The sequence below is a fragment of the Lysinibacillus sp. BF-4 genome (assembly GCF_000743635.1).
GTDB classification, from domain to species: domain Bacteria; phylum Bacillota; class Bacilli; order Bacillales_A; family Planococcaceae; genus Metalysinibacillus; species Metalysinibacillus saudimassiliensis.
In genome coordinates this window covers 23867-49235 of sequence record NZ_JPUW01000015.1, presented here as the reverse complement: position 1 = coordinate 49235, position 25369 = coordinate 23867, and the positions used below count along the sequence as shown (strand labels likewise).

General features: G+C 39.9%; 22 protein-coding genes, 1 riboswitch and 1 other annotated feature. Of the genes, 21 read left to right on the top strand and 1 reads right to left on the bottom strand.

Translation table 11 applies throughout. The features are described from left to right. Positions 1-414: 414 nt before the first annotated feature. From CH76_RS13715 to CH76_RS06910, 19 genes are all read left to right on the top strand, one after another. Positions 415-882: a competence protein ComK gene (locus CH76_RS13715; RefSeq protein WP_081892648.1), complete on the top strand. Its 468-nt coding sequence runs from the start codon at positions 415-417 to the stop codon at positions 880-882. Between the two features lie 79 nt (positions 883-961). After that, complete coding sequence (locus tag CH76_RS06995; RefSeq protein ID WP_036144635.1) at positions 962-1708, top strand: RNA methyltransferase; 747 nt, start codon at positions 962-964, stop codon at positions 1706-1708. Between the two features lie 40 nt (positions 1709-1748). After that, positions 1749-1959, top strand: a binding site (T-box leader). 52 nt (positions 1960-2011) lie between these two features. After that, entirely contained in the window at positions 2012-3049 is a 1038-nt protein-coding gene (pheS, locus tag CH76_RS06990; RefSeq protein ID WP_036144624.1) for a phenylalanine--tRNA ligase subunit alpha, read from the top strand. Positions 3050-3061: 12 nt separating this feature from the next. After that, positions 3062-5479, top strand: a complete 2418-nt coding sequence (gene pheT / locus CH76_RS06985) for a phenylalanine--tRNA ligase subunit beta (protein ID WP_036144623.1) — start codon at positions 3062-3064, stop codon at positions 5477-5479. Next, positions 5457-5879, top strand: a complete 423-nt coding sequence (locus CH76_RS06980) for a hypothetical protein (protein ID WP_036144620.1) — start codon at positions 5457-5459, stop codon at positions 5877-5879. The genes pheT and CH76_RS06980 overlap by 23 nt, the downstream gene beginning before the upstream one ends. A 114-nt stretch (positions 5880-5993) precedes the next feature. Continuing rightward, a complete protein-coding gene (zapA, locus tag CH76_RS06975; protein ID WP_369792369.1) occupies positions 5994-6224 on the top strand; it encodes a cell division protein ZapA in 231 nt (76 codons plus the stop codon). Between the two features lie 5 nt (positions 6225-6229). Then, positions 6230-6766 (top strand): CvpA family protein, encoded by a 537-nt coding sequence (locus CH76_RS06970; RefSeq protein WP_036144618.1) that lies wholly within the window; start codon positions 6230-6232, stop codon positions 6764-6766. A 55-nt stretch (positions 6767-6821) separates the two neighbouring features. After that, a complete protein-coding gene (gene polX / locus CH76_RS06965; protein ID WP_036144616.1) occupies positions 6822-8510 on the top strand; it encodes a DNA polymerase/3'-5' exonuclease PolX in 1689 nt (562 codons plus the stop codon). Between the two features lie 14 nt (positions 8511-8524). Continuing rightward, positions 8525-10876, top strand: a complete 2352-nt coding sequence (locus CH76_RS06960) for an endonuclease MutS2 (protein ID WP_036144614.1) — start codon at positions 8525-8527, stop codon at positions 10874-10876. A gap of 15 nt (positions 10877-10891) precedes the next feature. Continuing rightward, the gene (locus tag CH76_RS06955; RefSeq protein WP_036144612.1) at positions 10892-11308 is read left to right on the top strand and encodes a DUF350 domain-containing protein; all 417 of its coding nucleotides are present in this window, start codon (positions 10892-10894) and stop codon (positions 11306-11308) included. A 274-nt stretch (positions 11309-11582) separates the two neighbouring features. Continuing rightward, positions 11583-13274: an AMP-binding protein gene (locus tag CH76_RS06950; RefSeq protein WP_036144610.1), complete on the top strand. Its 1692-nt coding sequence runs from the start codon at positions 11583-11585 to the stop codon at positions 13272-13274. A gap of 99 nt (positions 13275-13373) precedes the next feature. Then, positions 13374-13955, top strand: a complete 582-nt coding sequence (locus CH76_RS06945; RefSeq protein WP_036144608.1) for a TetR/AcrR family transcriptional regulator — start codon at positions 13374-13376, stop codon at positions 13953-13955. Between the two features lie 16 nt (positions 13956-13971). After that, a complete protein-coding gene (locus tag CH76_RS06940) occupies positions 13972-14745 on the top strand; it encodes an enoyl-CoA hydratase (protein ID WP_036144606.1) in 774 nt (257 codons plus the stop codon). Between the two features lie 71 nt (positions 14746-14816). Then, positions 14817-15590, top strand: a complete 774-nt coding sequence (locus tag CH76_RS06935) for an electron transfer flavoprotein subunit beta/FixA family protein (protein ID WP_036144603.1) — start codon at positions 14817-14819, stop codon at positions 15588-15590. Positions 15591-15620: 30 nt separating this feature from the next. After that, positions 15621-16595, top strand: coding sequence for an electron transfer flavoprotein subunit alpha/FixB family protein (locus CH76_RS06930; RefSeq protein ID WP_036144601.1), 975 nt, complete (start codon positions 15621-15623; stop codon positions 16593-16595). A 445-nt stretch (positions 16596-17040) separates the two neighbouring features. Next, positions 17041-17355 carry a thioredoxin gene (gene trxA / locus CH76_RS06925; protein ID WP_036144599.1) on the top strand — a complete coding sequence of 105 codons (315 nt, stop codon included), beginning with the start codon at positions 17041-17043 and terminating at the stop codon, positions 17353-17355. A 66-nt stretch (positions 17356-17421) separates the two neighbouring features. Further along, positions 17422-19194 carry an excinuclease ABC subunit UvrC gene (gene uvrC / locus CH76_RS06920; protein ID WP_036144598.1) on the top strand — a complete coding sequence of 591 codons (1773 nt, stop codon included), beginning with the start codon at positions 17422-17424 and terminating at the stop codon, positions 19192-19194. A 48-nt stretch (positions 19195-19242) separates the two neighbouring features. Continuing rightward, a riboswitch (Lysine riboswitch) is annotated at positions 19243-19420 on the top strand. A 79-nt stretch (positions 19421-19499) separates the two neighbouring features. Next, positions 19500-20702, top strand: coding sequence for an aspartate kinase (locus tag CH76_RS06915; RefSeq protein WP_036144596.1), 1203 nt, complete (start codon positions 19500-19502; stop codon positions 20700-20702). Between the two features lie 190 nt (positions 20703-20892). Further along, on the top strand, positions 20893-22146 hold the full coding sequence (locus tag CH76_RS06910; protein ID WP_036144594.1) for a methyl-accepting chemotaxis protein: 1254 nt from the start codon (positions 20893-20895) through the stop codon (positions 22144-22146). Positions 22147-22247: 101 nt separating this feature from the next. On the opposite strand, the gene CH76_RS06905 is transcribed toward CH76_RS06910, so the two are convergent. Then, positions 22248-22661 (bottom strand): YslB family protein, encoded by a 414-nt coding sequence (locus CH76_RS06905; protein ID WP_036144591.1) that lies wholly within the window; start codon positions 22659-22661, stop codon positions 22248-22250. A gap of 274 nt (positions 22662-22935) precedes the next feature. Here CH76_RS06905 and CH76_RS06900 point away from each other — a divergent pair, with 274 nt between their 5' ends. Both CH76_RS06900 and sdhA read left to right on the top strand, forming a co-directional pair. Further along, a complete protein-coding gene (locus CH76_RS06900; RefSeq protein WP_036144589.1) occupies positions 22936-23550 on the top strand; it encodes a succinate dehydrogenase cytochrome b558 subunit in 615 nt (204 codons plus the stop codon). Positions 23551-23611: 61 nt separating this feature from the next. Continuing rightward, positions 23612-25369, top strand: coding sequence for a succinate dehydrogenase flavoprotein subunit (gene sdhA, locus CH76_RS06895; RefSeq protein WP_036144587.1), 1758 nt, complete (start codon positions 23612-23614; stop codon positions 25367-25369).

Below are 25369 nucleotides of genomic sequence, written 5' to 3'. Positions count from 1 at the left end.
CAAATTTTTTCTATTTATTTTATAGATAGCAATAATAATATTACGATTGATTATGTGGAAACAGTAATAGAGTGATAGTGAGTAATCTATTATTAAATAATAGAAAAATAACATTAAAGAGAAAAAATAAGAGGAAACGCAAATAAAACTAGAAAAAACAAAAAAATAATGTAAAATAAAAATAAGTAATTTACCTATTTTGGGTATAGTTAACTATAAAAATACAAGTTTTATTAAATTTGTTGCTACTAATGGTAGTGATAATGTATGGAAATAACAATACATAGGGAGGGGGAGCCGAATTGCCAAAATGAGTAGTGATGATAAAGGAAAGTGGTTACGATTGTAACGTGTTAACATTTTGGCGATGGCTTAGTAGAGCGATGTCAGCAGAAGCTTTGCTAGTGAAAAATCATGGTGATAGTGTTAAATGGATTAGGGGGTTACCGACATATTGAATGGCTGAGTATTCAAGCTGTAGAAACATATGAAACGGAGCATTATATGACTAGAATTATTGCGAGTCAAGGTGTCTATTATTCTACATGTAGAATAAACACATTTATGAATAGAATTTGTCATTTAAATGGATCTACTTACGAAGGGCGGGTAATTGCAGCACGTAAATTATTAAGTGTATTACGCCAACCGCCCATCCTCATTGGATATAGTACGAATATGATTATAGCAATACCTTTTCCAAAGGCTGATAAAGGCAGTATTTATTTATTTCAACGTCAATTTACAGCTAAAGCGCTAGACGATGGTACAACACTAATTAAAACCCATCAAGGTAGCGAGTTTATTATTACGATTGGTCAAAGGGCATTTAAAAGGCGTATGGACCAAGCAGAGATGTTTTTTCAAATGATGAAGCCTTAGCTAATGTATGATATAATTAAGCTCATTTTGTAATTAGGGGGTACATCATAGTGTAATGAACACTATGGTATAAAACATGATAAAAAGAATTGAATCAACACAAAATTCATTAGTGAAATATTGGAAGAAACTTGCGGTTGTACGTAAGGAACGAGAAAAATCAAAAGAGTTTATTATTGAAGGTTTTCATTTAGTAGAAGAGGCATTAAAAAATAAATCACAAATTACACAGTTAATCGTACGTGAAGATGTTGATTTACCAATGCTATGGGATATTGATGACCTTGCAATGGTAGAAGTTACCGCTGCTGTGGCAAAAGAATTTGCTGAAACAGAAAATTCACAAGGTGTCTTTGCCGTATGTCAGCAAATCGAAGTTGTAGCAGATAATTTTAGCCGCGTGTTATTGATTGACGCTGTTCAAGATCCAGGTAATATTGGTACGATGATTCGTACAGCAGATGCTGCTGGTATGGATGCTGTTATTTTAGGTAAGGGCTGTGCAGATGCATATAACCCGAAAACTTTACGTGCAGCACAAGGATCACACTTCCATATTCCTATTGTACGCGCTGATTTAATGGATTATGTAGCAGAGTTGACGATACCTGTATATGGTACAGCTTTAGAAGAAGCTGTGTCACTTACTGCAGTAGAACCTCAAGAAAAGTTTGCATTAATTGTAGGCAATGAGGGCAGCGGCATTAATCCACAGTTATTAAGCAAAGCAACACAAACGATTATGATTCCGATGCGCGGAGGTGCAGAGTCACTAAATGTCGCTGTAGCTACGGGTATTTTACTTTATACACTTGTGAAAGCTTGACTTATAAAATGACTTTCGTATAATGAAGTAGTAATAATAAATAAATGCATAAATCAAGAAGTAGTAAAGATAGAAGCGCTTTGTAGGGAGTATGAGCCATAGACTGTAAGCTCATTAAAGTAGCCTAACTTGAATTCGTCTTGCTAGCAGCGCAGCAAAAACTGCGTCGGCTTTCCAAAAGTCGTTAACGAAATGAAGTGACTGTTTATACAGTAACTAGGGTGGTACCGCGATTAATCCTCGTCCCTTTTTTGGGGCGGGGTTTTTTTATGCATTTTTCACTATTTAAGGAGGCATTATGCAATGGAGAAACGCTTACAAGAGTTAAAAGAAGAAGTATTACAAAAAATTAAAGCTGCGTTAAATTCAAAAGAGTTAAACGAAGTACGTGTTGCGTATTTAGGTAAAAAAGGACCAATTACAGATTTATTAAAAGGGATGGGTAAACTATCACCTGAAGAACGTCCGAAAATGGGTGCACTTGTAAATGAAATGCGCCAAAAGGTAACGGAAGTATTAGAAGAACACGCTGAAAAGCTTGAGCAACAAGCAATTGCTGAACAACTAGTAAGCGAGTCAATTGACGTAACGTTACCAGGTCGTACGGTGCGCATTGGTAACCGCCACCCACTATCACGCGTAGTGGAAGAAATTGAAGATTTATTTATGGGTATGGGTTATGAAGTAGCCGAGGGACCTGAAGTAGAGCGCGACTATTATAACTTTGAAGCACTTAACTTACCAAAGGGTCACCCAGCGCGTGATATGCAAGATACGTTTTATATTTCTGAAGAAATTTTATTACGTACGCATACGTCACCTGTACAAGCTCGTACAATGGAGAAAAAAGAAGGCGCGAATGTACGCATTATTTGCCCGGGTAAAGTTTTCCGACGTGACAGTGATGACGCGACACACTCACACCAATTTATGCAAATTGAAGGCCTAGTTGTAGCAGAAGGCATCCGTATGAGTGACCTAAAAGGTACACTAGATTTATTTGCGAAGAAAATGTTTGGGCAGGACCGCGAAATTCGTTTACGCCCGAGTTTCTTCCCATTTACTGAGCCATCTGTAGAGATGGATATTTCATGCTTTAAATGTGGAGGCTCAGGCTGTAACGTATGTAAACAAACAGGCTGGATTGAAGTACTAGGTGGCGGTATGGTTCACCCGAACGTACTTGAAAAAGCAGGTTATGATTCAACGAAGGTAACAGGTTTTGCATTCGGTATGGGTGTAGAGCGTATTGCGATGTTAAAATACGGCGTTGATGATATTCGCCATTTCTATACAAATGATGTTCGTTTCTTATCACAATTCCAAGAAACTGAAGCGTAAGGAGGAAGCAAAATGTTAGTATCATTAAATTGGTTAAAAGAGTATGTAGATACATCAGCATTAACAGATGCAGAATTAGCAGAGCGTATTACACGTTCGGGTATTGAGGTAGACGCTGTTATTGACAGTTCATATAATATGAGCAATGTTGTAATCGGTCATGTAGTGTCAAAGGACAAACACCCTGAGGCTGATAAACTAAGTATTTGTCAGGTAAATGTTGGTGCAGATGAGTTACAACAAATTATTTGCGGTGCACCAAATGTCGATGCAGGACAAAATGTTATTGTTGCACTACCAGGTGCTGTATTACCAGGTGGTATGAAAATTAAAAAGGCAAAGCTACGTGGTGAAGTATCGAACGGTATGATTTGTTCACTACAAGAGCTTGGTGTAGAAGGTAAGTTAGTGCCTAAAGCTTATGCTGAAGGAATTTATGTCATTGCAAGTGCTGTAGTACCAGGCACAGATGCGCTTGATTACTTACACTACCGCGATACGATTTTAGAGTTAGACCTAACGCCAAACCGTTCAGACGCACTATCAATGTTAGGTGTAGCGTACGAAGTAGCGGCTATCTTAAATACAACTGTAACATTACCAAATACAGCAATTACGCCTGTTGCAGCGAAAGCAAGTGATAAATTATCACTACGTGTAGAAGATACACAAGCTAACCCAATGTACGTAGCAAAAATTGTGCAAAATGTACAAGTACAACCTTCACCACTTTGGTTACAACAGCGTTTAATGGCAGCTGGTGTACGTCCATTAAATAATGTAGTAGATATTACGAACTTTGTATTAATGGAATATGGTCAACCTTTACACGCATTTGACTATGACCGTTTACAAACAGGTGAGATTGTTGTGCGTAAGGCAACAGAAGGCGAAAAAATCGTGACGCTTGATACACAAGAACGTACATTACAAGCGACAGATTTAGTTATCACAAATGGTAAAGAGCCAGTAGCTATCGCAGGTGTTATGGGCGGTGCTAACTCTGAGGTAACGGATGCAACGACAACAGTAGTTATTGAGGCAGCTTACTTTGAGGGACAAGGCGTACGCCAAACGTCACGTCGCCTAGGGCTTCGTTCAGATTCTTCAGCACGTTTTGAAAAAGGTGTTGACCCTAACCGCGTTCAAAAAGCAGCAGACCGCGCTGCAAGTTTATTAGTTGAGCTTGCTGGTGGCGAGGTATTAGCAGATGATGTTATTTTTGACGAGTTAAATAAAGAAGAGAAACAAATTATTGTTTCACCAGATTTTGTGAACACACGCTTGGGCATGAAAATTTCGATGGATGAAATGAAAGAAATCCTTGAGCGCCTACAGTTTGGTGTTACTGCAGAAAATGGTAAGTTAACATTAGCTGTACCAACACGTCGTCAAGATATTGTAATTGCCGAAGATATCGTAGAAGAAATTGCACGCCTTTATGGTTATGATCAAATTCCAATGACTTTGCCACAAGGTGCAACGCAAATTGGCAAACTAACACCATACCAAGCGGACCGTCGTGTCGTACGTGATGTGATGGAAGGTGCAGGGCTTTACCAAGCAATGACTTACTCACTAACGTCATCAGAAGCCGCACAAAAATATGCGTTGAAAAAAGAAAACGTAACAAAATTAATGATGCCGATGAGTGAAGAACGTAGCACGCTACGTCAAAGCTTAATTCCTTCATTAGTAGAGTCAGTAGCGTATAATGTGGCACGTAATAATAGTTCAGTAGCACTTTACGAAGTTGGTTCAGTATTCTTAGGGCAAAACGAGCACGGGCAACCTTATGAAGAAGAACACGTAGCAGCTGTTATTACAGGCAAGTGGTTAGATCATGCGTGGCAAGGTGAGTCAAAACAGGTTGACTTCTTCGTGTTAAAAGGTGTAGTAGAGGCATTAATGACGAAGCTAGGTTTGCAAACACGTAGTAGCTTTGTTAAGGCAGAAGTTGACGGTTTACACCCTGGTCGTACAGCACATATTTTATTAGACGGCGAAATGGTCGGCTTAATCGGTGGCTTACACCCAGCAACACAAAAAGAAGTAGGCGTTAAAGATACTTATGTCATGGAGCTTAACTTATTTGCGTTACTTGCAGCAGCTAATGATAAACCACTATTAAGTTATACGGCTGTACCTCGTTTCCCAGGGATGTCACGAGATATTGCATTAGTGATGAACAAGGACACAGCTGCAGGTGAAGTAGTAGCAGCTATTAAACAAGCAAATGTAAAATTACTAAAAAATATTACTGTGTTTGACGTTTATGAAGGTGATAAAATGGCAGAAGGTAAAAAATCAGTAGCCTTCTCATTAACATATCTTGACCCTGAACATACGCTTAAGGACGAAGAAGTTGTAGCCGCACATAATAAAGTATTAAAGGCGATTGCTACAATTGAAGGCACTGAAGTTCGATAATAGGACTGTCTATGTTAATCCAGTAAAAACAGCAGCTTGGTATACCACACTACCAAGTATTGCAGACAGTATCCACTGTGGCTGTGAGGATTGTTGTGCGTATGTGGAGCATATTAAGCATGTTTCACCTGAGTTACAGGCATTTTTTACAACGCTTGGCTTAGACCCGACAAAAGAGGCAGAGGTGTGGTGTGCTAATCCTGATGAGTTATATTATGTGGCAGATTACCATGTCAGCGGCGAAATACAAACCGTCAGTGAGCTTGATTGGTTTACGATAGGTGAGGCTAGTATTGGCATTACCAATATTACAACTCTGCCAAGTACAATGATTCCCACATCATTTACATTACCATTGCTTGAAATCATTATTAAAGTAACCTTTAGGAGCGGCGCTTAATGCCGCTCCTTATTTTTATAGGGGTAACATTCACAAATTAGGGCGTTTCGTGTTATCATTATAGATAGCTTTTTATTGATTAGGATACGCGACAGCGTTGGGGAGGTGCTATGCTTGGAAAAAAATCGAATCACTGTAGAGATTTCGGGTAATACCTATCATATGGTGGGGCCTGAGTCGGTTGAGCATATGCGTCTCGTAGCAAGAACAGTAGATCAACGTATGAAAGAGCTAAAGTCCAAAAACCCCTCGCTCGATAGTATTCAGCTAGCTGTGTTAACGGCAGTTAATGCTGTAAATGAACAATTGCTACTTGAGGAAGAACTGAGAAAATTAAAGGATTGAAGTGAATGTTAGATATTATTGTACTACTTATGCTTGCACTCGGCTTTTTTATTGGCGCTAAGCGAGGGCTTGCGATGCAGGCGTTGCATATCGGTAGCATGGCAATTGCAAGTATTGTAGCTATTATTTTTTATAAAGCATTAGCCGAAAAATTTGTTTTTTGGGTACCTTACCCTGGAATCGAAGCTACAGCTAAAGCTGCTGTAGATTTTACAAATGTAGATGCTGATATGACATTTTATCGGATATTAGCTTTTGCAATGATTTATTTTGCTGTCATGATTGTAGGTAAGATTATAGTATCAATGTTTGACTATCTAGCTTACATTCCATTTTTCCCAAACTCAAGCCGCATTGGCGGAGCTGTACTTGGTATGGTCGAAATGTACGCAGCAATTTATATCATGATGTATTTAATCGTGATGTTACCATTTGATTTTGTACAGGCACGAACCAATCATTCTGTTTTTGCTAATTTTTTATTAGAGCACACACCTGTGCTCGCACAAATTGCTAAAAAATTATGGTACGTTTACATGTAGTACTTACGAGGCACTTCTCGATACGGGAAGTGCCTTTCATTATAGGAGGGCTTATATGAACAAGAAGCAGATTATTAATGTCCTAGAGGATATTGCATTATATATGGAAGTGAAAGGCGAAAACCCCTTTAAAATATCAGCGTATCGTAAGGCTGCAGCTGCACTTGAGGGCGATGTGCGATCGATTACAGAGATTGACGATATTACAAAAATTAAAGGCATTGGCAAGGGGACAGGTGAAGTAATTACCGAACTAATGACCACTGGTGAAACGAGTGTACTCATCGCATTGCAAGCCGAAATTCCAGCAAGCTTAATGGCGCTACTTAAAATCCCAGGGTTAGGTGGCAAGCGCATAGCTAAGTTATATAAAGAACTAGGTATTGATAGTATCGAAAGCTTAAAGCAGGCATGTGAAGCAGGACAAATCCGTACATTAGCTGGCTTTGGTGCTAAAACAGAAGAAAAATATTTAGCAGGTATTGCAGAGGTTGAGACGCGTGCAGACCGCCATGCGATTTGGCGTATTGAGCCTGTAGTTAATCATATTAATCAAGTATTAGCAACAAGTGAATTTGTAAATCAATATTCAGTAGCAGGTAGCTATCGCCGTACAAACGAAACGAGTAAGGATGTAGATTTTATTGTTGCGACAGCGGAACCAGTAAAGCTACGTAACTATTTATTAGAGAAACTTGCTGTGCACGAAATTGTAGCGGCAGGTGATACTAAAGTGTCTGTTGTACTAGATGGTGAAGAATTGATGCCTGTAGATTTTCGTTTTGTCACAGACAAGCAATATGCCACAGCATTACATCACTTTACAGGCTCAAAAGATCACAATGTGCGTATGCGTCAAATTGCAAAAGAGCGCGGCGAAAAGATTAGCGAATATGGTGTAGAACAAGCAGATGGTACTGTTATAACTTTTAAGACCGAAGCAGATTTTTTTGCGCACTTTGATTTACCATTTATCCCACCTGCAATCCGTACAGGGCGTGAGGAGTTTGAGCGCGAGCTACCTAAGCAGGCAACGATTAAAGCAGACCTACACATGCATACAACATGGTCAGACGGAGCAAGTGCTATACATGAGATGGGCGATGCTTTACAACAAAAGGGTTATACGCATGCAGCCATCACTGATCACTCACAGTTTTTAGCCGTAGCAAATGGTTTAACGCCTGCGCGTCTAAGACAACAACGTTTAGAAATCGAAGCATACAATAAAGCGCATCCAAACTTCCGTCTTTTTGCAGGTACAGAAATGGATATTTTACCTGATGCTACTTTGGATTTTGAGGACGATGTGCTACGCGAGTTAGACTTTGTGATTGCTGCTATCCACTCTAGTTTTAATCAAACCGAGGAACAAATTATGGCACGTATGTATGCGGCTATGAAAAATCCATATGTGCATATGATTGCGCACCCTACTGGACGTGTTATCGAAAAACGCGAAGGTTATGCGGTAAATATGTCACAATTGATTGCATGGGCGAAACAATATGGTAAAATTTTAGAGTTGAATGCAAATCCCTACCGTCTAGATTTATGTGAGGAGCATTTACGTATGGCAGTTGAAGCGGGCGTGCCTATTGCCATTAATACAGATGCGCATAGTATTGAACAATTAGCATATATGAGTGTAGGCGAGCGTTATGCACAAAAGGCTTATGTGCCACAGGAGTTACTTGTGAATACATGGACCCGCGAACAGTTTGAACAATTTATAATGAGATAAGGGAGGTGTCTTCAATGATTGCACAGCGCGCATTGAAAACACTAGAATACGATAAAGTAATTGCAGAGGTAGCAAAACATTGTACCTCGTCTATCGGTAAAACAGCCGTGGAACAATTACAACCAGCAACAGACTTTCAAACAGTAGTGACACTCCTTGAGGAGATGGACGAGGGGCTAGCAATCCTACGTGTAAAAGGGCATGTACCTTTAGGTGGCATCTTTGATATTCGTCCAAGCGCAAGACGCGCACAAATTGGTGGCGTACTTGGCGCTATGGAGCTTATGGAGATTTCGAGCACCATTCGTGCTAGCCGTATTTTACGTGAATTTATTGAAGAAATTGAAGAACAAGATGTGATTAGCATCCCACACTTCATTGCTAAAAAAGAGCAAATCCCTGCGTTAACAGGGTTACAAAATGAAATTAATATGTGTATTGATGATAATGGTGTTGTGACTGATAGCGCAAGTAGTGCACTACGTTCAATTCGTCAATCACTTCGAGCAGAAGAAGGGCGAGTGCGCTCTAAGTTAGAGAGTTTAATCCGTGGTAGCAATGCAGCTAAAATGCTATCTGACCAAATCGTAACCATTCGTAATGATCGTTTTGTTATCCCTGTAAAGCAGGAGTATCGCTATCATTATGGCGGTATCGTGCACGACCAGTCAGCTTCAGGACAAACATTATTTATTGAGCCCGATGCAGTTGTACAATCTAATAACGAAGTACAGCGTTTAAAGGTAAAGGAAAAAGAAGAAATCGACCGTATTTTGCAAGCGCTTAGTGCGTTAGTAGAAGAAGTTGCGCCAGAACTATTTAACTTAGTAAAACTACTAGGTGAGATTGATGTTATTTTGGCCAAGGGTAAATATGGTCAAGCTAATAAATGTACAATGCCAACGATGAATGAGGATGGGCATATTCGTTTAGTACGTGCGCGTCACCCACTTATCCCAATCGATACAGCAGTGCCAAATGATATTGAGTTTGGCGAAAATGTTAATGCTATTGTTATTACAGGGCCTAACACAGGTGGTAAAACGGTTACGTTAAAAACGGTTGGGTTGTGTACATTAATGGCACAAGCAGGCTTACCAATTCCTGCACTAGATGGCTCAGAGCTTGCTGTCTTTAAGCAATTATTTGCTGACATTGGCGACGAACAATCCATTGAACAATCGCTATCAACCTTCTCATCTCATATGGTGAATATTGTAGATATTTTACAAAAATTTGATGAGCATTCTCTTGTATTATTTGACGAATTAGGCGCAGGTACTGACCCGCAAGAAGGTGCGGCACTCGCTATTTCGATTTTAGACGAAGTACACGCGCGCGGTGCACGTGTAATGGCAACGACTCACTACCCTGAGTTAAAAGCATATGGCTATAACCGAGAGGGTGTCGTTAATGCGAGCGTGGAGTTTGATGTAGAAACGCTAAGCCCAACATATCGCTTACTAATTGGTGTGCCAGGACGTTCAAATGCCTTTGAAATTTCGAGCAGACTAGGGCTACCAACGGCTATTATTGAGCATGCAAAAACATTTACAGGTACAGATAGCCGCGAAGTAGAGTCAATGATTGCCTCACTTGAAGCGTCACGCAAACAATCACAAATAGATGCAGAGGCCGCAGCTCGTTTAGTAGCAGAAGCAGAAGCAATGCGTAAAGATTTAGAAGAGCAACTCGCTGCTTACGAGGCGAAAAAAGATGCACTACTCGATAAAGCTAAAGATAAAGCGCGTAGTATTGTAGAGAACGCTCGCCACGAGGCAGAGGATGTTATTCATGATTTACGTACAATGAAAACCAAAACAGTAAAAGAGCATGAAATTATTGAAGCAAAAAAACGCTTAGAAGAAGCGGCACCAAAAGAAAATCGCGTGTTGAAAAAAGTGGCAGAGGTTAAGGCGCGTAATCAAAACCTACAAATCGGCGACGAAGTACGTGTGCTGTCTTATAATCAGCGCGGTACGCTTGCCGAAAAAGCAGGCAAAAAGCATTGGATTGTAGCGATTGGTGTTATGAAAATGAAGCTACCAGAAACAGAATTAGAATATATTAAGCCAGAAAAAGAGCCTGTAGCAACATCATCCCTACGTTCAAGCCGAGCAGCTGTAAAGCTAGAGTTAGATTTACGAGGCGAACGTTATGAGGAGGCATTAGCGCGTACAGAAAAATATTTAGATGATGCACTTTTAGCAAACTATCACCAAGTATCAATTATTCATGGTAAAGGAACAGGCGCGCTACGCGAGGGCATCCAAAGCTTTTTAAAACGACATCCACGCGTGAAAAATTACCGCTTTGGTGAGCCAGCTGAAGGCGGCTATGGTGTAACAGTTGTAGAATTAAAATAAGTAGGAGGTATAAACATGACCGAAAAAAGCTTTTGGCATTACCCTATCGTAGAAACAGCAGGCTACTTTAGTGTAGTTGTCCTTTGTTTAATCGTGGCAATGGCATTATTTGAAGTCGTTACGAAATATCAAAACTGGCAAGAAATTAAAAAGGGTAATGTTGCAGTAGCCCTAGCAACAGGCGGTAAAATTATGGGTGTTTGTAATATTTTCCGTTACTCAGTTGAGCGACATAGTTCGTTTGGTGAAATGATTGCATGGGGTATTTTTGGTTTTGTTTTATTAATCCTTGCCTACTATTTATATGAATTTTTAACACCAATGTTTAAAGTCGATGAAGAAATTGAAAATGGTAATATTGCTGTAGGTTTGATTTCTTTCACTATATCTGTTGGTTTGTCATTTATTATTGGCGCAAGTATTGTAGTGTAAGGAGCGATATATTTGGAAAAGTTAGCTAAAGTATTAATCGTTGTCTGTATTGCCTTTGTACTTGTAGGTGTGTACTGGATGTTTCGACAATAACAAAAAGGAGCTGCGGATGCGGCTCCTTTTTTGTTTACAAAAATTAAATGACGGGAAAACAATGAATTATGATTCATGTTCTAAATCGAAAAAACGTGAATTTTCTGTTTTGTATTGTATATCTTGTAATAAAATTCTATACTTAAGGCATCTTAACGCAAATGGGAAGGGAGACGTTTTTATGGTAGAAAAATTATGGTGGGCCAATTACCCAAAGGAAGTCCCACATTCATTAACCTATGAACCAGTACCAATCCAAACATTTTTAACCCGTGCATTTGAGCAAAGCCCTAAGAAAGTAGCTATTCATTTTTTAGGCAAAGAAATTACGTATTACGAACTATATGAGTCTGCATTAAAATTCGCAAATTATTTAATGAAGATTGGAATGAAAAAGGGTGATCGTCTAGCTATTATGTTGCCCAATTCACCACAAAGTGTCATTGCTTATTACGGTGCAATGTATGCGGGAGTAATTGTTGTGCAGACAAACCCTCTTTATACGGAGCGAGAGCTAACCTATCAGTTAGTGGATAGTGGGGCAACAGCTATTTTAGCGTTAGATGCACTTTATCCACGCGTTATGAAAGTGAAAAAAGAAACGGCACTCCAAGATATTATTATTACTTCAATTAGTGATTACTTACCGTTTCCTAAAAATCGTATTTATCCTATGATGCAGCGTAAACAAATGGGGGTAACAGCTAGTATTAAACATGCAGGTTACCATCATCTTTTTAAAGAGATTATGGCAAGTATGCCGGCAGCTCCAGTTAATATTCCATTTGATTACGAAGAGGATATTGCTTTGCTTCAATATACAGGTGGCACTACTGGCTACCCTAAAGGTGTTATGCTAACGCATAAAAACTTAACGTCTAATGTGCAAATGTGTGATGCTTGGCTTTATCGCTCACAGCGAGGTAAAGAGGTGATTATGGGGGTGCTGCCTTTCTTTCATGTATACGGTATGACTACTGTAATGCTACTTAGTGTATATACAACGAGTAAAATGGTATTACTGCCAAAGTTTGATGCGGTAACTACGTTAAAAACAATTGATAAACAAAGACCGACACTATTTCCAGGAGCACCAACTTTATATATTGGGTTATTAAATCATCCCAAGTTGCATAAGTATGATTTAACCTCAATTAAAGCTTGTATTAGTGGCTCAGCACCGCTACCTGTAGATGTGCAACAAAAATTTGAAGCCGCAACAGGCGGCAAATTAGTTGAGGGCTATGGCTTAACAGAAACTTCGCCTGTTACTCATGCTAATAATATTTGGGAGCGACGCGTAAATGGCTCTATTGGTATACCATGGCCTGATACGGATGCAAAAATTGTACGTGTTGGTGACCATAGAGAGCTTGATTTTGGTGAGATTGGCGAGCTTATTGTTAAAGGTCCACAAGTAATGAAAGGGTATTGGCATCGTAAAGAGGATACACAAGCAACATTCACAGAGGATGGCTGGTTACTGACAGGTGATCTTGGTTATATGAATGAAGAAGGGTATTTCTTTATTGTTGACCGCAAAAAGGATATGATTATAGCAGGTGGCTTTAATATTTATCCACGTGAGGTAGAAGAAGTACTTTATGAACATGAGGCTGTACAAGAATGCGTAGTTATTGGTGTACCTGATAGTTACCGCGGAGAAACTGTTAAAGCATTTATTGTGTTAAAAGAAGGATATACTACAACGTCTGACGAATTTAATACGTATTGCCGAAAAAATCTTGCGGCATATAAAGTGCCACGCCAGTACGAGTTTCGTAAAGAGCTACCAAAAACAGCCGTGGGTAAAATTTTACGCCGTACGCTAGCAGATGAAGAGAAAACGAGAATAGCGAGCGAACAAGTGTAATAACGAGTATTAATGTTGACAAACTACAAGATGTTATATAATATAGAGATATGAATGAATGGTCATTCATATCTCTTTTATTTTTTGGTGGTGACAGACATGAAACGCGATAAACCGAAGTATAAGCAAATTATTGATGCTGCTGTAATCGTTATTGCAGAAAATGGCTACCATCAAGCACAGGTTGCTAAAATAGCAAAACAAGCTGGTGTTGCTGACGGTACCATTTACTTATATTTTAAAAACAAAGAAGATATTTTAATTTCGATGTTTGAAGAAAAGATGGGTGTATTTACAGAGTCCTTACAGGCTATAATAGAAAATGGAGGTACATCCTCCGACAAATTATGCTTGATGATCAAAAATCACTTTACAGTACTTGCGTCAGACAAGCATCTAGCCATGGTAACTCAATTGGAACTTAGACAATCAAATAAAGAACTCCGGTTAAAAATTAACGGAATATTAAAAGAATATTTGAAGTTGCTCGATGAAATTCTAATTGAAGGTATGCTCAATGGCGAATTTAACCCAACGATGGATGTTCGTTTAGCGCGTCAAATGGTATTTGGCACAATTGACGAAATTATTACATCATGGGTAATGAATGATGCGCGCTATGATTTATTAGCAATGATACCTAAGGTGCAGACTTTATTATTAAAGGGGATTCAAGCTTAAAAAGGGGTGTAATAAAATGGAGTTTTTAACTTGGAAAGTAGAAGATGGTGTGGCTGTAGCAACAATTAATCGTCCACCAGCGAACGCCTTATCACGAGGTATGATTCAAGAAGTCAATGAGCTATTGAATCAAGTTGAAAACGATGAAGCTGTACGCGTCGTTGTACTTCATGGTGAAGGGCGCTTTTTCTCGGCAGGCGCAGATATTAAAGAGTTCACAGAGGTTAGCGACGGTGCAGAGTTTACAAAGCTAGCAAAAGCAGGGCAAGATGTGTTTGAGCGTCTTGAGTCATTTGCTAAACCAGTTATTGCAGCTATTCATGGCGCAGCACTAGGCGGCGGTTTAGAGCTAGCAATGGGCTGTCATATTCGTTATGTAGCGAGCGATGCTAAACTTGGTTTGCCTGAACTACAACTAGGCTTAATTCCTGGTTTTGGTGGCACACAACGTTTACCTCGTTATGTTGGTACAGCAAAAGCAGCAGAAATGCTATTTACAAGCGAGCCAATTACAGGTGAAGAAGCGGTGCAATGGGGATTAGCAACGCGTGCATTTGAAGCAGAAGCATTACTTGAAAGCACTGTAGCTATCGCTAAAAAAATGGCGAAGAAAAGTCCGATTGCCTTAGCGCAAGCTATTAAAATGCTAGGCTATGCAAAGCCGGCATCATTTTATGAAGGTATTGAAGCAGAAGCCGCGAGCTTCGGTAAAGTATTTGTATCTGAGGATGCAAAAGAGGGCATTCAAGCCTTCCTTGAAAAAAGAGCACCACAATTTTCGGGAAAATAACTTCATTTTTCAGTAAATTGTGTTATGTTAAATAAAGTAATTAATAAATAAGCTTCAGGAGGTCTACTAATATGAACATTTATGCATTAGTTAAACGTACATTTGATACAGAGGAAAAAATCGTCGTATCTGGCGGTAAGATTCAAGAAGATGGTGCAGAATTCATCATTAACCCGTATGACGAGTACGCGGTTGAAGAAGCGATTCAATTGCGTGATGCACATGGTGGTAAAGTAATCGTATTAACACTAGGTGGCGAAGATGCTGAAGAGCAACTACGTAAAGCATTAGCAATGGGCGCAGACGAAGCCGTATTAATTAACACTGAAGATGACTTAGATGAGCTTGATGAGTTCGCAGCAGCGACACTTATCGCAGAATACTTAAAAGACAAAGAAGCTGACATTATTATTGCGGGTAACGTAGCAGTAGATGGTGGTTCAGGTCAAGTAGGACCACGTGTAGCTGACTTATTAGATATTAATTATGTAACAACAATCACAAGCCTTGAGATTGATGGCGATGTTGTAAAAATCGTTCGTGATATCGAAGGTGACTCAGAAATTTTAGAAACAGCGTTACCATTACTTGTAACGGCACAGCAAGGGTTAAACGAACCTCGTTACCCATCTTTACCAGGCATCATGAAAGCGAAGAAAAAACCGCTTGAAGAGCTTGAATTAGATGATTTAGATATCGACGAAGATGATGTTGCAGTGAAAACAGAAACCGTTGATATTTTCTTACCAGCACAAAAGGCAGCAGGTCGTGTACTAGAAGGCGATATCGCTGACCAAGTGAAAGAATTAGTTAACTTACTACACACAGAAGCAAAAGTAATTTAATCGAAGTTTAGGTAACGGAGGGAATAAATTATGACAAAAAAAGTATTAGTGTTAGGTGAAGCACGTGAAGGCAGTCTACGTAACGTATCATTTGAGGCGATTGCAGCAGCAAAAACAGTAGCTAATGGCGGAGAAGTTGTCGCAGTATTAGTAGGGGATGCAGTAGCTGATTTAGCAAAGGATATGGTGGCTTATGGCGCTGATCGTGTTATTACAATAGAGCACCCACACTTAAAACAATATACATCAGATGGTTATAGCCAAGCACTTATGGCAGTAATCGAACAAGAAAAACCTGAAGGCATTGTATTTGGTCATACAGCTTTAGGTAAAGACCTGTCACCAAAAATCGCAAGTAAGTTACAAGCAGGTTTAGTGTCAGATGTAACATCAATTGAAAGCGATGGCGATGAGCATACGTTTATCCGCCCAATCTACTCAGGTAAAGCTTTCGAAAAAATTAAAATTAAAGATGGTGTGACATTCTTTACAGTACGTCCTAACAATATCGCACCACTTGAGCAAGACACATCACGCGCAGGTGATATTTCAAGCTTAGCTGTAGATATTACGAACTTACGTACAATTATTAAAGAAGTTGTACGTAAATCTACAGATGGTGTTGATTTATCAGAAGCAAAAGTTGTGGTAGCGGGCGGTCGCGGTGTAAAATCGTCAGAAGGTTTCGAACCATTGCAACAATTAGCTGACCTATTAGGTGGCGCTATTGGAGCATCACGTGGTGCATGTGACGCTGATTACTGTGATTATTCACTACAAATTGGTCAAACAGGTAAAGTTGTAACACCAGACCTTTACATTGCAGCAGGTATTTCGGGCGCAATCCAGCATTTAGCTGGTATGTCTAACTCGAAAGTCATTGTAGCAATTAACAAGGACCCAGAGGCAAACATCTTTAATGTAGCTGATTACGGTATCGTAGGCGACTTATTTGAAGTAATGCCATTATTAATCGAAGAGTTTAAAAAAATTAAACAATCATAAGTGACTAAGTTGCGTAGGGCAAGTACCTACGCAACTTTTTTTATAGGTATATTTGAAGTGCTTAATCCAGTTTAATACCGATGTGGGTATATAAATGAAGAAACGTCTCTAAAACAGCCTATATGGTATGAAAGCTTTGAACGTCATAAGCACATCCCCTATAGCGTAAGAGTGGTCTTTAGCTGTAATGTATAGGAGAGTGTTAACATTAGCAGTCAATGAGCAATTTAATCCTTGCAGTAATACACTTTAAAGAAAAATCCTCTATTTATTTTAGTCTAGTGTAATAAGAGAAAGTGCTAGAATTACCGCAAGGGGTAAGGGCTTACCTTAGTCGTACATAACCCACCATTACACACATTATAAAATAGTGAGCAAATAACTCGCTTATTTAAAATACCCCCTGTATACTACAAGTATAGTTAATCTAAAGGAGGAAATAATAATGGCAGTAATTAATGCAACTGATGCAAACTTTCAAGATGAAATTAAAGATGGCGTAGTACTAGTAGACTTTTGGGCAGCTTGGTGCGGACCATGTAAAATGATTGCTCCTGTACTTGAAGAGCTTGCTACTGATTTAGATGGCAAAGCTAAAATCGTTAAAGTAAACGTTGACGAAAACCAAGGTACAGCTTCTCAATACCAAATCATGTCAATCCCGTCTTTACTTTTATTCAAAGATGGTGAGCTTGTAGAAAAAACAATGGGCTTCCAACCAAAAGAAGCTTTACAAGCTTTCGTTGAAAAACACCTATAATAGTTAAAACATATACGCCGAGCGCTCTTGTAGTGCTCGGCTTTGTTGTCGTTAGGGGGCGAACATATGAACGAGATCATTAAGCATAAGCTAGCATTATTACCAGATTTACCTGGTTGTTATTTAATGAAAAATCATCAAGGTACGGTGATTTATGTAGGTAAAGCTAAAGTATTAAAAAATCGCGTACGCTCTTATTTTACGGGTAGCCATGATGGCAAGACAGCGCGCTTAGTAAGTGAGATTGAGGATTTTGAATACATTATTACATCATCTGATTTAGAAGCGCTCATTTTAGAGCTCAACCTTATTAAAAAGCATGACCCTAAATATAATATTATGCTGAAAGATGACAAAACCTATCCGTATTTAAAAATTACTAATGAACGCTATCCGCGGCTTATTACCACGCGTAAGGTGAAGCGTGATAAGGCCAAATATTTTGGGCCATACCCTAATGCCTATGCGGCAAATGAAACAAAGAAGTTACTAGACCGCATTTATCCTTTACGTAAATGTGTTAGTATGCCAAAGCGTGTTTGTTTGTATTATCACCTAGGACAGTGCTTAGCACCTTGTGAGAAGGATGTAAGTGTTGCACAAATGGATGAGGTAGTAGCACAGATTACACACTTTTTAAATGGTGGGGTAGATGATGTGAAAGCTGAACTCGAACAAAAAATGTTAGCGGCTGCAGAGACGTTGGCATTTGAACGTGCGAAGGAGCTACGTGATCAAATTACTCATATCGATACTATTATGCAAAAGCAAAAAATGATTACACGTGATAAGGCGAACCGTGATATTTTTGGTTATGCAGTAGATAAAGGCTGGATGTGCGTACAAGTATTTTTTGTTAGACAAGGTAAATTAATTGAACGAGATGTATCCATATTTCCCATTTACCGTGAGCCCGAAGAAGAATTTTTAACATTTGTTGGACGCTTTTATGAGCAACCTGAGCATTTTAAACCAACAGAAATATTGTTACCTAAGGGAACAGATAGTGAGCTTTTAATGCAGTTATTGCAATCAAAGGTTACAGTTCCTCAGCGCGCGCAAAAAAAGGAGTTAGTAGACCTTGCGATAAAAAATGCACGTGTCGCACTAGACGAAAAATTTAAGATTATTGAACGTCAAGAAGAACGTACAGTAGGTGCATGTGATGAACTTGGAGCAGCAATGAATATTTATTCGCCGCTACATATTGAGGCGTTTGATAATAGTCATATGCACGGGGCAGATGCTGTTTCGGCTATGGTGGTATTTATAGATGGTAAACCTGATAGAAAGGCTTATCGCAAATTTAAACTACGTGATACGGCAAGCCACGATGACTACGGTGCAATGCGCGAAGTATTACGTCGTCGTTATAAACGTGTGCTACAAGATGAGTTACCGCTTCCTGATTTAATCGTCGTAGATGGTGGCAAGGGGCAAATGACAATAGCTAAGGAAGTGCTAGAAGATGAGCTAGGGCTTAGCATTCCAATTGCGGGCTTAGCGAAGGATGATAAACACCAAACCGCAGAGCTACTTTACGGCGAACCACCAGAACGTATTGCCTTAAAACGTACGAGTGATGGCTTTTATTTATTACAGCGCATTCAAGATGAAGTGCATCGCTTTGCGATTACTTTTTTACGTCAACAACGAGAGAAGCAGGTTATCCAATCTGTGCTAGATCAAATTGAAGGCGTAGGACCTAAGCGTAAGCAACAATTACTTGCTCATTTTGGTTCTATTAAAAAAATCAAGACAGCTGATGTGGCGGCATTACAGGCAGCGGGTATGCCAGAGAAGCTAGCTACAACCATTCATGCATTTTTCAGACAATAGCATTGCACGTTAAATTAGAGTGTGCTATGGTTACTATACAATTATATGATTTGAGATAGAGGCGCAAGTTTCATGAGTATACAATGCGAGAGTGAGCAAACTCCGTGACCATTGTAAAAAGGGACACTTGCCGAAGCCATAGCCAGTTGTTCCTGGTAGTGGGCTGGTTTTGCATTGAATAAATGTAAAACTGTCGAAATGTTTATTTCGTTGAGCTATCTGCCATGTACAATGAACACATACATGATAGACAGCACATGCGAAATGCATGAGCTGTCTTTTTTTATTGGAGAGGGAGTGGGCATATGAAAACCGTTATTGTGAAAGTTGGCGTATCAGCTATGCAATCCGAGGAGCGTATTGAGCAAGCCGCACATTACATTGAAAAGCTGAAAGAGGAAAATTATCGTGTTGTTGTAGTAGCCTCAGGCATGGCAAAGGAACAGGCGATTTTATTAGCACCTATTGCTAAATGGACAAAGGATGCATTACAGCGTGAGCAAGCGATGTTGATGGCAACGAGCTCACAAATTGCGGCGAGTAGCTTAGCAGTAGCACTACAGGCGCGCGGGCATGCTTCAACAGCATTAACAGCACAACAAGCAGGAATTGCTACAGATGCGCGTTACCAAAATGCACGCTTAACAGCTATTAACACAACTAAAATCGAAACCTTACTCGCGCAGGGAAGTATTGTCACAATCGCAGGTAGACAAGGCATGGCAAATGGTGAAATTACTTCACTAGGTGACGGTGGCTCAGCAACATTAGCTGTAGCACTTGCGCACCACCTGCAGGCGACACATGTTGTAGTGCTTGCTAAAGACAGTATTTATACAGCAGACCAGCAACTTGTACCAAATGCACAGCGTATGACGGAGATTTCGTTTGATGAGATGTTAGAGTTTGCTCACTTAGGGGCTAATTTATTGCACCCACGTGCAGTGGAGCTAGCTAAAAAGCATAATGTAGCAATTTTGATTCAAGCTTTAATGGAACAGCAAGGTACTTGGGTTAAGGGGGAAAAGGACATGGAAAAAGAAATGATTGTACGCGGTGTAGCGTATGAAGCGGATATTGTACGCTTAACAGTAGGTTATGAGGCAGAGCAGGAGGTATCGTTAGCCGCGTTATTTACAACGCTAGCAGAACATCGTATTAATGTAGATATTATTGTGCAAGCTGTGATGAACCATGCGCAACAAACCGTATCATTTTCCATTGACAAGGCGCAGTTTGCTGAAGCACTAAAAGTGTTAGAGGATAATAAACAGGCATTAGGTTTTAGCTTTGCAGATTTTGAGATTGGTTTAGCTAAAGTGTCTATTATTGGCTCGGCTATGGCTTCTAATCCTGGAGTGGCCGCACGCATGTTTGACCGCTTACGCAAGGAAAAAATCATGGTGAAAATGGTGAGCACTTCGGAAATTAAAGTGTCTGTCGTTGTACCGCAAGATGAAATGGTACACGCAGCGCAAGCGCTACATGATGAATACCATTTAGCATAACAAGAGGGAGGAGCTGCGGCTTCTCCTTTTATATTGGGTATTTTAGTAAAAAAGTAATGATAGGATATTGTAAAGTTTAGTCACTAATATTGACAAATGAAAGAAAATTCACTAATTTTGAAGGAGCACCTATTATGCTTAGGTGGGTTTAAAGTCGTGGGATAGCCACAGGAAGAAGGGGAATAGCGTGATGTTTCGTAAAAAGCAACATACGGAGGTACCTGGTATTAGTGAGGCGGCACACCAAGCTGTAGTAGAAGAACTGGCACAGCTAAAGCATTATGTACAGCAAAAGGAAGATGCAGTGGATATTAAAAATGCACTGTTAAACTTTGTATTGGCCCATATTGAGCTTGTTAATTTTCAGACCATACTTAATATTGAGCGTGTCGCAGACGGTGTGCATACTATTTCGAGCAATTGCAGGCAGCTCGCAGCAAGCAGTGAGGAAATGTTAAGTACAGAGCAGGCTATTAATGCCAATATGCAAGAAGTACAGGCAATTTCGCAAGACTTAACAATGCGTATGCAACAGGTCGTTGCCTCTAGTGCACAAATTAGTGATCGCTTAGTAGACGGTACACAGGCCATGACCTATTTACATACAGAGTTATTAAAGATGAATGATATTACAACAAGTGTATCGTCCATTGCAGACCAAACTAAATTACTAGCGCTTAACGCATCTATTGAAGCTGCGCGTGCAGGTGAGCATGGTAAGGGCTTTAGCGTCGTCGCCTCTGAAGTAGGCAAACTTGCTAATCACTCCAAGGATTCACTGAGTGAGGTCGTTACCATTCGCACAATTATTGAGGAGCGCTCTGATCAAGTTACAGAAAATATGCGTCATGTTGAAAGTTTTACACTTACACTAGTTGAGGAAGTAAAGCGAGATGTAGCTACGTTAACGACGACATCTGAGCAACTCAATGAAGCATCTGTAGGAATGGATGAAATCACACAGGCTTCTGAACAATCAGCTATCGCAATTGAAGAGCTAGCAGAGGTAACGCAAGATTTATCCGAAACAAGTCGCTTTTCTAAAATGATTCAGGCGCAGTTTGAAGAGGTAATGCGCACCGTACAACCAACACTTGAGACACCGCGTCAGCAAACACTCATTAGTCAGTTGAGTGCGCGTCTAAGCGATCATGCTGCCTTTTTACGAGCTACGATTAAAGAAGCAGGACGCGGTGGCACAGTTACCGCACATACGCAGTGCAAGTTTGGGCGCTGGTACTATGATAATAAACAGCAGTTTGGACATATTCGGGCATTTCAAGAAATTGAGCAGCCACATAAGCAAGTACATGAGGCAGCGCAAGTATTATTAGTAGAGAGTAGCATTACAAATGTACGTGAATTTGTCTATCACTCACTTGCTGTATTGCAAGGATTTATTGAGTTAATCGATGTGCTACGCAGAGAGCAACAAGCCTCGTAGCAATGATTTTTTAGGTCAAAGAGTTAAATGAATGACCGGTAATTAAAAAAATGTTAGACCACATCTTGGTCTAACATTTTTTCTTTTTGCCAGCGCTTCTTTTAGCGAATTTCTTTAGGGTCCCACTTAATTGTAAAAAGGACAGTCTGGTCTTTCTCTTGTTTTTCATCAAAGCACTCTGTCAAGTAGCCTTTTTGCTGTTGAATTTGCTCCGCTAGAAAGCCAGCCTCTAATCTAAAATTACGCTTTGCAAAGTTAAAAACGGCTGGATCATTCGCAAGCGAAAATATGTATCCATCTGTTGTTTCTTTTTCGAGCTGTAAAATACCGAAACCTGCTTCGGCAAAAAAAGAGTTGACATCAACATCTGTGTCGCACGGGTACTTGCGTGCCATTTCCTTACCAGCCCAGTATAAAATATCTGATTCATTCTTTCCTAATATTGAAGATAGTGTGAAATCTCGGAGCAATTCATAGCCAAATGCAGGCATTTGTGCTTTGGATTCGTTTTGCATGTATAAATCCTACTTTCTTTTGAATTTTCTTATAATTTGACGCTGTTAGAATATTCATGATTAAAGTACAAAAAAATCGAATACACAAGGTAAAAAACGCATTTTTCATAACTTTATCTCTCGCTAAGTCACCTTGACGACAGTGTATAGAGAGAGTACAATGAACTTGTCATAATATTGTACCATGCTGAAATACGCAGTCAATTCAATCGTCATTTTTCATAGATGACGATTCGTTGGTGCGCTATTTTAAGTACTAAGGGGGGTAACAGTCTTGTCGAAAGAGCGAGAATTTTTATGGCGCCGTTTACACTCTCTACTAGGTGTGATTCCTGTAGGTTTGTTCTTGGCGTTCCACTTATCATTGAACTTCACTGCTGTTGGCGGTGAACAAGCTTACAATGATGCAACAGGAATGATGGACACAGTTCCACCAGCGTTACTATTAATTATTGAATGGGTTGTCATCTACATCCCACTACTGTTCCACGCAGTTTACGGTGTATACATTGCATTTACAGCGACGCTAAACAACAAACGTTTCAGCACGTTCCGTAACTGGATGTTCACTTTACAACGCGTAACAGGCGTATTTTTAGTTGTTTTCATTGCTTGGCATATTTTCCAAACGCGTATCCAAAAAGCGCTTGGAGCTGAAGTTGAATTCAATATGATCGCTGACATCGTAGCAAACCCAGTAATGCTTGCTTTCTACATCGCAGGTATTTTAGCTGCAACGTTCCACTTAGCGAACGGTTTATGGGCATTCTTAGTGAGCTGGGGTATTACACAATCTCCACGTTCACAACAAATCATGACTTATGTTACAGCAATCGTTTTCGTAATCTTAAGTATCGTTGGTGTAGCTGCAATTTTAGCTTTCGTTTAATTCAAATGAAACTATAAGGCAAACACTAAATTGCAAAGTTAAAGAGGAGTGAGAATTAATCATGGCGAAAAGCAAAGTAATTGTTGTCGGCGGCGGTTTAGCTGGTCTGATGGCGACGATTAAAGCAGCTGAAGTTGGCACTGAGGTTGAATTATTCTCATTAGTTCCGGTAAAACGCTCACACTCTGTATGTGCGCAGGGCGGAATTAATGGAGCAGTAAATACAAAAGGTGAAGGTGACTCACCTTGGATTCACTTTGATGACACTGTTTATGGCGGTGACTTCTTAGCGAACCAACCACCTGTTCAAGCAATGACACAGGCAGCACCAGGTATCATTCACTTATTAGACCGTATGGGCGTTATGTTTAACCGTACACCAGAAGGTTTACTAGACTTCCGTCGTTTCGGTGGTACATTACATCACCGTACAGCATTCGCTGGTGCGACAACAGGTCAACAACTTTTATACGCACTAGACGAGCAAGTTCGTGCACACGAAGTAGCTGGTTTAGTTACAAAATATGAGCACTGGGAATTCCTTGGTGCGATTGTCGATGACGAAGGCGTTTGCCGCGGTATCGTAGCACAAGATTTACAATCAAGTGAGATTAAATCATTCCGCGGTGATGCTGTAATTATGGCTACTGGCGGACCTGGTATTATCTTCGGTAAATCTACAAACTCAGTAATCAACACAGGTTCTGCAGCATCTATTGTTTACCAACAAGGTGCAACATATGCGAACGGTGAGTTCATTCAAATTCACCCAACAGCGATTCCTGGCGATGACAAAAACCGTCTAATGTCAGAATCAGCTCGTGGTGAAGGTGGACGTGTTTGGACATATAAAGACGGTAAGCCTTGGTACTTCCTAGAAGAAAAATACCCAGCTTACGGTAACTTAGTACCTCGTGATATCGCTACACGTGAAATCTTTGACGTTTGTATCAACCAAAAGCTTGGTATTAACGGGGAAAACATGGTTTACCTTGACCTTTCACACAAAGATCCACATGAGTTAGATATTAAACTTGGTGGTATCATCGAAATCTATGAAAAATTCGTAGGTGACGATCCACGTAAATTACCAATGAAAATCTTCCCAGCAGTTCACTACTCTATGGGTGGTATTTGGGTAGATTACGATCAAATGACAGAAATCCCTGGTTTATTCGCAGCAGGTGAATGTGATTACTCTCAACACGGTGCTAACCGTTTAGGTGCTAACTCATTATTATCTGCAATTTACGGTGGTATGGTTGCTGGTCCTAAAGCAGTTGACTACATCAAACACCTTAAAAAGCATGCGGCTGATTTACCAGAGTCAGTATTCGAAAACCGCGTAAAAGAAGAACAAGCAAAATGGGACGCTATCCTTAAGATGGACGGAACAGAAAACGCTTACCTTTTACACAAAGAGCTTGGTGAGTTAATGACGAAGCACGTTACAGTAGTACGTTTCAACGATGGCTTAAAAGAAGCTTACGCTGAAATCCAAGAACTTCTAAAACGTTGGGAAAACATTAACATCAACGATACACAAAAATGGTCTAACCAAGGTGCACAATTCACGCGTCAGCTGAAAAACATGCTTTACCTTGCGTTAGTTATTACTAAAGGTGCGCTATTACGTGACGAATCTCGTGGTGCTCACTACAAACCGGACTTCCCGGATCGTAATGACGAAGACTTCTTAAAAACAACGATGGCGAAATTTAACCCTGCTACAGGTGAGCCTGAAATTACTTATGAGGAAGTTGACGTATCACTTATTCCGCCACGTAAACGTGACTATACATCGAAAGGGGATGAATAA

Coding starts and splice junctions, on each gene's coding strand:
- CH76_RS06960 (WP_036144614.1), top strand. CDS start 8,525: ATGATTGCACAGCGCGCATTGAAAACACTAGAATACGATAAAGTAATT.
- CH76_RS06915 (WP_036144596.1), top strand. CDS start 19,500: ATGAAAACCGTTATTGTGAAAGTTGGCGTATCAGCTATGCAATCCGAG.
- sdhA (WP_036144587.1), top strand. CDS start 23,612: ATGGCGAAAAGCAAAGTAATTGTTGTCGGCGGCGGTTTAGCTGGTCTG.
- CH76_RS06955 (WP_036144612.1), top strand. CDS start 10,892: ATGACCGAAAAAAGCTTTTGGCATTACCCTATCGTAGAAACAGCAGGC.
- CH76_RS06930 (WP_036144601.1), top strand. CDS start 15,621: ATGACAAAAAAAGTATTAGTGTTAGGTGAAGCACGTGAAGGCAGTCTA.
- CH76_RS06910 (WP_036144594.1), top strand. CDS start 20,893: ATGTTTCGTAAAAAGCAACATACGGAGGTACCTGGTATTAGTGAGGCG.
- CH76_RS06940 (WP_036144606.1), top strand. CDS start 13,972: ATGGAGTTTTTAACTTGGAAAGTAGAAGATGGTGTGGCTGTAGCAACA.
- pheS (WP_036144624.1), top strand. CDS start 2,012: ATGGAGAAACGCTTACAAGAGTTAAAAGAAGAAGTATTACAAAAAATT.
- CH76_RS06970 (WP_036144618.1), top strand. CDS start 6,230: ATGTTAGATATTATTGTACTACTTATGCTTGCACTCGGCTTTTTTATT.
- CH76_RS06945 (WP_036144608.1), top strand. CDS start 13,374: ATGAAACGCGATAAACCGAAGTATAAGCAAATTATTGATGCTGCTGTA.
- polX (WP_036144616.1), top strand. CDS start 6,822: ATGAACAAGAAGCAGATTATTAATGTCCTAGAGGATATTGCATTATAT.
- trxA (WP_036144599.1), top strand. CDS start 17,041: ATGGCAGTAATTAATGCAACTGATGCAAACTTTCAAGATGAAATTAAA.
- pheT (WP_036144623.1), top strand. CDS start 3,062: ATGTTAGTATCATTAAATTGGTTAAAAGAGTATGTAGATACATCAGCA.
- CH76_RS13715 (WP_081892648.1), top strand. CDS start 415: ATGGTGATAGTGTTAAATGGATTAGGGGGTTACCGACATATTGAATGG.
- CH76_RS06905 (WP_036144591.1), bottom strand. CDS start 22,661: ATGCAAAACGAATCCAAAGCACAAATGCCTGCATTTGGCTATGAATTG.
- CH76_RS06950 (WP_036144610.1), top strand. CDS start 11,583: ATGGTAGAAAAATTATGGTGGGCCAATTACCCAAAGGAAGTCCCACAT.
- uvrC (WP_036144598.1), top strand. CDS start 17,422: ATGAACGAGATCATTAAGCATAAGCTAGCATTATTACCAGATTTACCT.
- CH76_RS06935 (WP_036144603.1), top strand. CDS start 14,817: ATGAACATTTATGCATTAGTTAAACGTACATTTGATACAGAGGAAAAA.